Origin of the sequence: Aeromicrobium phragmitis (assembly GCF_003674095.1) — a bacterium.
Classification (GTDB): Bacteria; Actinomycetota; Actinomycetes; order Propionibacteriales; family Nocardioidaceae; genus Aeromicrobium; species Aeromicrobium phragmitis.
In genome coordinates, this window is sequence record NZ_RDBF01000094.1 from 1 (window position 1) to 443 (window position 443).

Sequence of the window (443 nt, forward strand, 5' to 3'; positions counted from 1 at the left end):
CTCGTGGGCGGCCGCAGCGACGGGCGGCGAGTCGCCGATCGACCTCGGCGCCGCGGCATTCAAGGATCTGGAAGAGGTGCGCGAACACGTCGCCACCGCCGGCCACACCTGGGCCGACGTGGGACCGTTCGCGATGGGCGACGAGAGCCTCGTCGTCGCGGTGGAGCCCGCTCCCCGCTACCGCGGCGACACCGAAGCCGCGCTCGCCGATCTCCAGACGTGGCAGCAGGCGGGGCACGCCGTGCTGTTGACCGTCCCCGGTCCCGGCCAGGCGCAACGAACGGTGGAGTGGCTGGCCGAGCACGACGTCGCCGCCCGCCATGTCGAGGTGCTGGAGCCTGGCGCGGGTAGTTCCGAGCGGATCGTGCAGGTCGCGGTGGCCGATCTCGACGAGGGCTTCATCGCGGCCGATCTCGGCTTCGTCGTGCTGACGTACGACGACC

1 pseudogene is annotated in these 443 nt (G+C 72.2%); it reads left to right on the top strand.

Annotation, left to right across the window (positions count from 1 at the left end):
• Window positions 1-443: pseudogene (locus D9V41_RS17940) on the top strand (transcription-repair coupling factor); the annotation flags it as partial.